Below are 8,466 nucleotides of genomic sequence, written 5' to 3'. Positions count from 1 at the left end.
TATTAGATGACTAAATCTTTTTCTAGCCTATTTGCAATTCTTTTTGATGCAGAGCCGTCTCCGTAAGGAGATACTCCTCGTGCCATTTCTGCGTAAGCTTTTGCATTGTCAATTAATATTTGTGCTTCTGTAACAATGCGATTGTAATCGGTGCCTACCAGCTTAACTACACCTTCCGTTACAGCCTCAGGACGCTCAGTTTCCTGTCTCAAGACAAGAACGGGCTTGCCTAAAGCTGGAGCTTCTTCTTGTACGCCGCCTGAATCACTAATAATTAAGTGAGACATTTTCATAGCAGCAACAAATGGGGCATAATCTAATGGGTCACATAGAACTACGTTGGACAGATCCGCCAGTTGTTGTTCTGCGACTAGTTTGACATTAGGATTAGGGTGTACCGGGTAGAGAAAGCAAATACATGGATTATCTTCTGCAAGTTTACGTATTGCTCTGCATATGCGCTGTATCGGTTCACCAAAGTTTTCACGGCGATGAGAAGTAATCAAAACTAAGCGCTCATGCTTTGGTAAAGTGATAGGTAAAGTTATATCTTTTTCAGCTGTTGCCAATAACGTATCAATCACTGTATTTCCTGTGACTTCAATTTTCTTAGGACAGATGTTTTCTTTTAATAGATTGTCACGTGAACTCGTAGTTGGCGCAAAATGCCATGTAGCTAAATGGCCAGCTATTATGCGGTTAGCTTCCTCAGGGAACGGGTTGAATATATCTCCTGTTCTTAAGCCTGCTTCAACGTGTCCAATCGGAATCTGCCGATAGAATGCCGCAAGAGCTACAGACATTACGGTTGTTGTATCGCCTTGGACTAATACGACGTCAGGTTTTTCTTGATCTAATACTTCCCCTGCGCCAATGAGTAGACGTGCTGTTAAGTCGGTAAGGCTTTGGTTTGGCTTCATAACATTTAGATCGTAATCTGGTGTTATGTTAAAAAAGCCTAATACCTGATCAAGCATCTGTCTGTGCTGGGCTGTGGCCAATACAGTAACCTTAGCCCATGGCTTCTTTTTTAATTCCAGAATGACTGGGGCCATTTTAATTGCTTCAGGTCGAGTACCGACAACACATAGTATTTTTTTCATATCGCTACTTTACATCCTTAAATGCGCCTTCAAAGGCAATCGCCCGATTTGTCCAATTGTTCTTATCGGCGAGTAATGCGAGTTTAGCTTTAAAACTCTGATCATTCTTGTGCTTTAAAGCGTTGTGGATTGCATGTGATAGTTCTTCAGAGTTTTTACCTTTGAATACTTCATTGTAAATTATGCACTCTTTCATCTCTGAAGTAACAACCACTGGTTTTTCTAAGGCAAAATATTCAAAAAGTTTTAGTGGGGAGGTGGTTCTCGCTATTTCACCAGGTTCGAATGGAATGAAGCATATGTCAAATTCCTTAGCATAGATGGGTAATTCTTTATAATTAATGGCTCCTGTACAAAGCACATTTTCTCGTTTTGTTATATTCTTGGCGCCACCGTAATAATCTGGTCCGATAAATATAAACCCTATTTCCGGATTGTTTTGAGTTATTTCATTGATTGCATCGTACCAAATCCATGGTGCAAGAGCGCCAAAATATCCAACTATGTTCTGATATTTATTTCGAAAATTTCTGTATTCTTCCGGTAGGCTAAAATCATTCTCCGCTATGTTACGATAATGAGCAGTATCTACACCATTTTGAGATAAAATAACGTTTCCAGCGCCAGCGTTTGCAACTGCTTCATCGTAAAGTGCAATTGATGAGGCAACAATTTTATCTGCGCCTCCACCAAATGCGTAATCTTTCAAATTCACTAAGCGGGCAATGTTCGCCGGATCTCCACTAATTTTAGGATCAATATGATCGATATATTCATAAATTAAATGGTAATTTTTCTCTGTATCATTGATAATATCATCTGCATATGCGTAGGAAGTTGAATAAATGGAAACAATAGAATCAGGTATTTTACCTATTACATTGTAATTGGTTAGCCATATATTTGGTGAAACCTGTCTGAAACCAGAAACATTATCTTTTGACCAATTTAAAGTGCAGTAAATAACTAAATAACCTAATTTAGCGAATGCATTCGCTAAATGTTGTGGACGTTGATACAGTTCTACATCCCAATCAATAACAGGGCTTTGTATGAAAATTCCTTTGTAATTATTAGAGTGTGTCAGTATGTTTTTTTGAAACTGTGGCCAAGACAAGTCACTATTTTTTCTTAAATTATATTTGGTCAAATCGGTTTTACGTAAATAATTTGCAATTTTTCTAGCAGGTAACCGCAATTTACCTTGAATGCTCTGAGGCATTTTCCAGTAAATTTTTTTAGCTACATTATACATATGGTTCACCAAAATACCTCAATCTCGATGTTGTGAAATTTTATTCACCAAAAGAATGCCATCATCATTTTGTCAAAATGATATCTCACAGCTACCTAAGTAATGTAAAATATTATTAAAATCATCAAAGAACTTTTCTTTAAAAGAAGATGTTTGGTTGATCTCAGCGTTTTGAGTAGTCTGAACCGCACCGTATTTGCCGGAGACCGTTTGGTTTAAGTTATGCGGCCATAGCTGGCGCGTCCAGCATGGCATAGTATCGTTCTTCGGCCTCGGCGGGCGGAACGTTTCCGATGGGCTCCAGAAGGCGACGGTTGTTAAACCAATCGACCCATTCGAGCGTGGCGAACTCCACGGCTTCGAAGTTGCGCCACGGTCCCCGTCGATGGATGACCTCGGCCTTGTAAAGACCGTTGATCGTTTCGGCCAGAGCGTTGTCGTAACTGTCGCCAACGCTTCCGACAGAAGGCTCAATGCCTGCTTCCGCCAGTCGCTCGGAATAGCGAATGGACACGTATTGCGAGCCCCTGTCGGAATGATGAATGAGTCCGCCACGATGGGCGAACCGCCGATCATGAAGCGCCTGGTCAAGAGCATCGAGCACAAAGCCTGCATGGGCAGTCCGACTTGCCCGCCAACCGACGATACGGCGAGCGAAGGCATCGATCACGAAAGCGACGTAGACGAAACCCTGCCAAGTGGCCACATACGTGAAATCAGAAAGCCACAGCATGTTTGGTGCGGGTGCGAAGAAGTATCGGTTCACGCGATCAAGCGGGCATGGAGTTGCTTTGTCCGGCACAGTGGTTCTGACTGGCTTGCCGCGAATGACGCCTTGAAGCCCCATCATTCTCATAAGCCGAGCGACGGTGCAGCGGGCGATGTCGAAGCCTTCTCGTTGCAACTGCCGCCAGACCTTGCGCGCACCATAGGCCTGGAAGTTCTCGTTGAACACACGGCGTATCTCGATCTTCATGGCCATGTCGCTCCGGGCGCGGGCCGACAGGCGATCCACGTCCGTGCGCTTGGCGGCGACCTCATAATAGGTGGTCGGGGCAATCGGCAGCAGCCTGCAGATCGGCTCGACCCCGAACCTTGAGCGGTGTTCGTCGATGAAAGCAATCATCGCTTCAGTGGGCGGTCGAGCTCCGCCTGGGCAAAATACGCAGAGGCTTTGCGTAAAATCTCATTCGCCTGACGAAGCTCGCGGTTCTCCCGCTCCAAAGCCTTCATCTTCTCCGCGACGTCGCTCGGCAAACCTGCACGCTTGCCGCTGTTGACCTCGGCCTTCTTCACCCATTCATGGAGCGTATGCGCCGAGCAGCCGATCTTGGCCGCTATCGATGATACCGCCGCCCAGCGGGAGGGATGTTCGGCTTCATGCTCCGTCACCATTCGAACCGCGCGGGCACGGACTTCAGGAGAGAATTTGTTCGTCGTTTTGCTTGTCATAGACCCTACTTCTCACGAGTTGGGGTCTCCGGCAAACCCGGTGCGGTTCAGTCTGCTAAGTCGCCTCCGCCTCATTTGTGCCGAGATCGTCATTGGTGTCAGCGCGTTGAAGTGAATCTTATCAGGTCTCTGCCGGGTAAACGATGAATGTGTGGTTTGGATGCTGGATTGGTTAGTTATTGGCCAAATCCAAAATTAACTTCAGATGTGGCGGTTTGGTGGCTAGGTCAGTGCCGTATTGAATTATTTCTGCACATTTATTAGTGTGCACTAAACTAAGCTTCAAAGAGGTTTACCTATTCTAAAATTGGTTTGAGAGAATTTTATGTCGTTGAAAAGCTATGCTTATGATCTTAGGTTGAGATTTTGGTACGTTCGTAAATATGGATATACATTAGGTAGAAAACTTGCATCAATTGAGTTGATGTCTAAGCAACAATTCCAGTTTTTAGGTTGTACAAAATCAGATGAGCATGATTTGTATGAATACTTAAGGAGCTACAGTAAGAAACACAATTCATTCAGATTGCAGCAGCTTAGAGATGCTTTTGGTGATTTGGGAACTTATAAGGGAGTGGTTTTAGCGCCAGTTGCTTATGATTTGAGCTTAAAGCAGCGACCTGATCATCTGCTCTCATGTCTATCTAATGCAGGATATTTGTGCATTATGATGACAATTGATGATAAGTATAAAAAGATAACAAGAATTGAAGAAAATCTTTATGTGACTAATATGTTTGAAGATGTTTCATCCTATTTTTTGGATGAAAATATCTTCTTATATATACATTACCCAGTATTTTCGTGTCTTATAGATTTTTTTGATAAGCCTTTTGTTGTTTATGATGTGCTAGACGATTTTTCTATATTCTCTGGCGATAAGAAAAAACTTAAAGACTGTCATGAAAATTTACTATCACATTCTGATGTAACATTGTTTTCATCAAAAAAATTACTTGATAATAATATTGATGTTACGAAAAATCCATTGCTGCTCGAAAATGGTGTCTGGCAAAAAGACTTTCAAAATGGCTTTTCAGATGGCGTATGTGGCGATAATCTCCGAGTTGGTTATCATGGGATACTTTCAGAGTTACTCGATATAGAGCTGTTGAAATCAATAGCTCAATTGCCAGGGGTAGAATTGGTTCTTGTGGGGCCTGTCGCCGCGTTTAATAGCGAAAAGCTAAAGAATATACAGAAGCAGTATGAGGAGCTTTTCAAGTTATCCAGCGTACGTTATTTAGGGAAGCTACCTTACGACGATATAAAAAATTATTTACAAAATATAGATATTGGTCTCATCCCTTTTGTGGCAGGCGAGGGGACTGATGGTGTTTCTCCTCTGAAATTATTTGAGTTTATGGCGGCTAACAAGCCGATATTAGCTTTACCTACCAAAACTGTTAATGAATATGCTGAGATAATTAATGTTTGTGATGCTCAGGCAATCTTGCAAATTATTAAAAACCGTAAATGGATTGCACCCGGCAGTCATAGCTATGCGCTGTGTTTACGTCAGCATGAATGGAGTAATTTAACTGCGCCATTACTCGAGAGAATGCGTACTCAAGTTAACAAGAGTTATGCTGCGGTAAAAGAACCAAATAAACTAGTCGACATTATAAATTTCAATTTTTTCGATTGGGATGGAGAGGTGTTATATAAAGGCGGGGCAGAACGTTATGTTTATGATTTGTCAAAAATAATTTCTGATTTAGGTTATCAACCACGAATTTTGCAAAATGCGAATAAGGGATTTGAGCGAAATTTTCGTGGAGTACCTGTTGTTGGAGTGCAAACAAATGCAGGATTCAATTCGGATGTAGTTAGTTCAGAATTGTGTAAAAAGGCACATAATTCGCAATTGGTTATCGCATCTCCATTAGATCTTGCTTGTTCTGTAGATAGTAATCGCCCAGCTATAGGTATTAATCACGGTGTATATTGGGATAGTATTGGTAATTTGTACAACAAGGAAAGGATGGATTATAATTTAATATTTGAATCTTTAAGGCGCTGTAGAAATACAGTGTGTGTTGATACAAATTTTATAAATTGGGTTAGGACTATCGATTGGGATATAGCTGCTAATTTGCATTATATACCAAATTATGTTGATACAAAAATATTCATTTCTGAAAAGAAAGATTTTGAGGATAGCAAATTAAAGATATTATTGCCAAGACGTTTATATGAGCCAAGAGGGTTGTATTTAACTATTGAGGCATTTGATGAATTGTTTAGAACGCGTAACGATTTGCATTTAACATTATGTGGTCAGGCAGTCGGTGAAGACTTAATTGCTGTTCAGGGTTTTGTTCAACGCCATAAAGGAAAGGTCGATTGGATAGAGCGTGATATGGATGAGATGGGTGAGGTTTATAGAGAGCATCATATTGTACTAATACCTACATTGGCATCTGAGGGAACGTCATTGTCATGTGTTGAGGCTTTCGCTTCGAATTGTGCTGTAATTGCCACAAACGTAGGCGGGCTGCCAAATCTAGTGCAGGATGGCATTAATGGTATACTTATACGCCCAATTGTTTCAGCGTTAAGAGAGGCAATCATTGCGCTGGCTGAAGACCGTACACTACTCGAAAGAATAGCCATTAATGCTTCATCTAATATTGATGTATATGATGTAGAATTATGGAAAAAGAAATGGAAAAGTCTTATCCTTAAAACTATCTGGTAATGGAGTAGTGTATATTTTAATAATTACGTGACATTAAAAATAATTTAACTCCGATTGAAGCTTCGCATTAATCGGAGTTAAATTTTAGTTATTTAATAAAATGATTCGCTGTAAACTTTAAGGCCTTCTTTTACATCGCCAAAATAACGCAACTCACCAGCATCCAACCACATAACCTTATTGCACATTTCAGCTATGATGTCGTTAGAATGTGAAGCGAGGAATACAATATTGGCTCGCTGTTGAAATTCTTTAAGACGGGTATTAGCTTTTCCAATAAAGGCGGCATCACCAACACCAATTATTTCATCTAGTAGTAATAGTTCAGCATGAATTGCTGTAGAGATAGCAAATGCAAGTCTGACGCGCATTCCTGATGAATAAGTTTTGATTGGTAGATGTAGATAGTCACCTAAGTCAGTGAATTCAGCAATTTCGGGTGTTTTTGCACTAATTTCTTCTGAGGACATGCCAAGCAACATTCCGCGAAGCTTTATGTTCTGATACCCCGTTAAGGTATCATCCATACCTAGTCCCATTTCAAGAAGTGCAACAGCTTTGCCATCAACAACAATATTACCAGCCGATGGCTCATAAATGCCTCCTAGAACGCGTAGAAGTGTCGATTTTCCCGATCCGTTGCGACCAATTAAACCGACGCGATCCCCGTCGTGCACTTCAAAGCTAACATTCTGAAGTGCTTTTACGATGGTGACACCTGTCGGACTCGCATTAATGCGTCCAGTACTCAGTTTTTTTAAAAGCTGCATTTTCATTGAACGGCCGGATAGTTCATATATCGGCATTTCAACGCTAAGATTATTAGCTTTGACAAAAGGCATATGAAATCTCCTGAAACTAAACCCAGTATGGGATGCGAGCTCTATAACGCCCGTGAAACCACACGCTTAATAAACTTCCAAAAACAGCTAGGCCAATACTCACAATCCAACTTAATTGCGGCACTGGCTGACCGAGCAGAGGAGATCGTACAATTTCCAGGAAATGTGCGAATGGATTCAGTTCAATCAGTAGCGGGTATTTGTTTAGCATCTCACGCTTGAACAGGATGGGCGTGATATAAAAACATACCTGCAATATACTGCCTACAATTTGGTGTAAGTCGCGGTATCTAGCGCATATTGTAGATAAAAGGGTAGTAATCCAAAGCAAATTCCACGCTAAGACAATGAATCCAACCAGAAAAAGATGAAGATTTTGTATGAAGTTATATTGAAAATAAATAAGCACAATTACAATGATTACTGCATTATGTGCAAATATAATTATATTCCTCCACAATGTCTGATAAATGAATATTCCGCGATCAAGCGGAATTTGTTTCAAATATGCGCTTCCAGTAACATAAGCATTACACCCTTCATTAATTGTGCTGCTGATAAATCCCCATAGCACAAAACCTATAGCGAGCATCGGCAAGTAATCATGAAGTTCTGCACCGAAAAGTGTGCCATATACAATACCTAGGGTGGTAATCATAACACCCATGCTGATTGTCATCCAGAATGGACCAATTCGGGATCTTGCATAGCGTTGGCGGATTTCTACCCACCCTAGCATTAGCCATAATCGAAATAACTGGGCGCTTTTTCTTAAATCTTGAACGCCAACACCAAAATTCTTCATAGAGAGGCTTTCTACGCACTAAATTTTAAACATCATCATTTCACCGTCCTGGCACAAATTATGACATATTAAAACTCCATTTGAGTTTAACTAGCCTTCATTAAATGGACTAGATTGATTCAACTATCATTAATAATTTCACACTAGTCGCTGACATAATTCAAACAAGGGACTTAAGCAACCACTCCATCTTGATCTTCATTTTGTTATTCATGACATTGAATAAAAACATAATATGGTGAGGGGGTGACGTCCCAAAACAATAATTATTACAATGTTGCCGTCGAATGGTGAGGGGAATTCAGCCC

General features: G+C 40.9%; 6 protein-coding genes and 1 other annotated feature. Of the genes, 1 reads left to right on the top strand and 5 read right to left on the bottom strand.

Annotation, left to right across the window (positions count from 1 at the left end):
- Positions 1–2: 2 nt before the first annotated feature.
- The 3 genes from wecB to P8H26_RS17820 all read right to left on the bottom strand — a co-directional run bounded on the left by wecB (position 3) and on the right by P8H26_RS17820 (position 3,810).
- Positions 3–1,103: a non-hydrolyzing UDP-N-acetylglucosamine 2-epimerase gene (gene wecB / locus P8H26_RS17830; RefSeq protein ID WP_289634437.1), complete on the bottom strand. Its 1,101-nt coding sequence runs from the start codon at positions 1,101–1,103 to the stop codon at positions 3–5.
- 4 nt (positions 1,104–1,107) lie between these two features.
- A complete protein-coding gene (locus tag P8H26_RS17825; protein WP_289634436.1) occupies positions 1,108–2,358 on the bottom strand; it encodes a glycosyltransferase in 1,251 nt (416 codons plus the stop codon).
- Positions 2,359–2,578: 220 nt separating this feature from the next.
- Positions 2,579–3,810 (bottom strand): IS3 family transposase gene (locus P8H26_RS17820; RefSeq protein ID WP_289634435.1). Its coding sequence is split into 2 segments (ribosomal slippage): positions 2,579–3,519 and positions 3,519–3,810, totalling 1,233 coding nucleotides; the frame shifts between segments, so codons are not numbered across the junction.
- Positions 3,410–3,526, bottom strand: a sequence feature (AL1L pseudoknot). It overlaps the preceding gene by 117 nt.
- A 325-nt stretch (positions 3,811–4,135) precedes the next feature.
- Between P8H26_RS17820 and P8H26_RS17815 the strand changes: the two genes are divergently transcribed.
- A complete protein-coding gene (locus P8H26_RS17815) occupies positions 4,136–6,511 on the top strand; it encodes a glycosyltransferase (RefSeq protein WP_289634434.1) in 2,376 nt (791 codons plus the stop codon).
- A 92-nt stretch (positions 6,512–6,603) separates the two neighbouring features.
- On the opposite strand, the gene P8H26_RS17810 is transcribed toward P8H26_RS17815, so the two are convergent.
- Positions 6,604–7,353: an ABC transporter ATP-binding protein gene (locus tag P8H26_RS17810; RefSeq protein WP_289634433.1), complete on the bottom strand. Its 750-nt coding sequence runs from the start codon at positions 7,351–7,353 to the stop codon at positions 6,604–6,606.
- Positions 7,354–7,369: 16 nt separating this feature from the next.
- Positions 7,370–8,158 (bottom strand): ABC transporter permease, encoded by a 789-nt coding sequence (locus P8H26_RS17805; RefSeq protein ID WP_289634432.1) that lies wholly within the window; start codon positions 8,156–8,158, stop codon positions 7,370–7,372.
- Between the last annotated feature and the right edge of the window lie 308 nt (positions 8,159–8,466).

This window comes from Pseudochrobactrum sp. sp1633 (assembly GCF_030376605.1).
GTDB lineage: Bacteria > Pseudomonadota > Alphaproteobacteria > Rhizobiales > Rhizobiaceae > Pseudochrobactrum.
This window is presented reverse-complemented; position numbering and strand designations above follow the sequence as displayed.

Excerpts from the sequence above, each read along its gene's own strand:
- wecB (WP_289634437.1), bottom strand. The coding sequence starts at position 1,103 with ATGAAAAAAATACTATGTGTTGTCGGTACTCGACCTGAAGCAATTAAA.
- P8H26_RS17825 (WP_289634436.1), bottom strand. The coding sequence starts at position 2,358 with ATGTATAATGTAGCTAAAAAAATTTACTGGAAAATGCCTCAGAGCATT.
- P8H26_RS17815 (WP_289634434.1), top strand. The coding sequence starts at position 4,136 with ATGTCGTTGAAAAGCTATGCTTATGATCTTAGGTTGAGATTTTGGTAC.
- P8H26_RS17810 (WP_289634433.1), bottom strand. The coding sequence starts at position 7,353 with ATGCCTTTTGTCAAAGCTAATAATCTTAGCGTTGAAATGCCGATATAT.
- P8H26_RS17805 (WP_289634432.1), bottom strand. The coding sequence starts at position 8,158 with ATGAAGAATTTTGGTGTTGGCGTTCAAGATTTAAGAAAAAGCGCCCAG.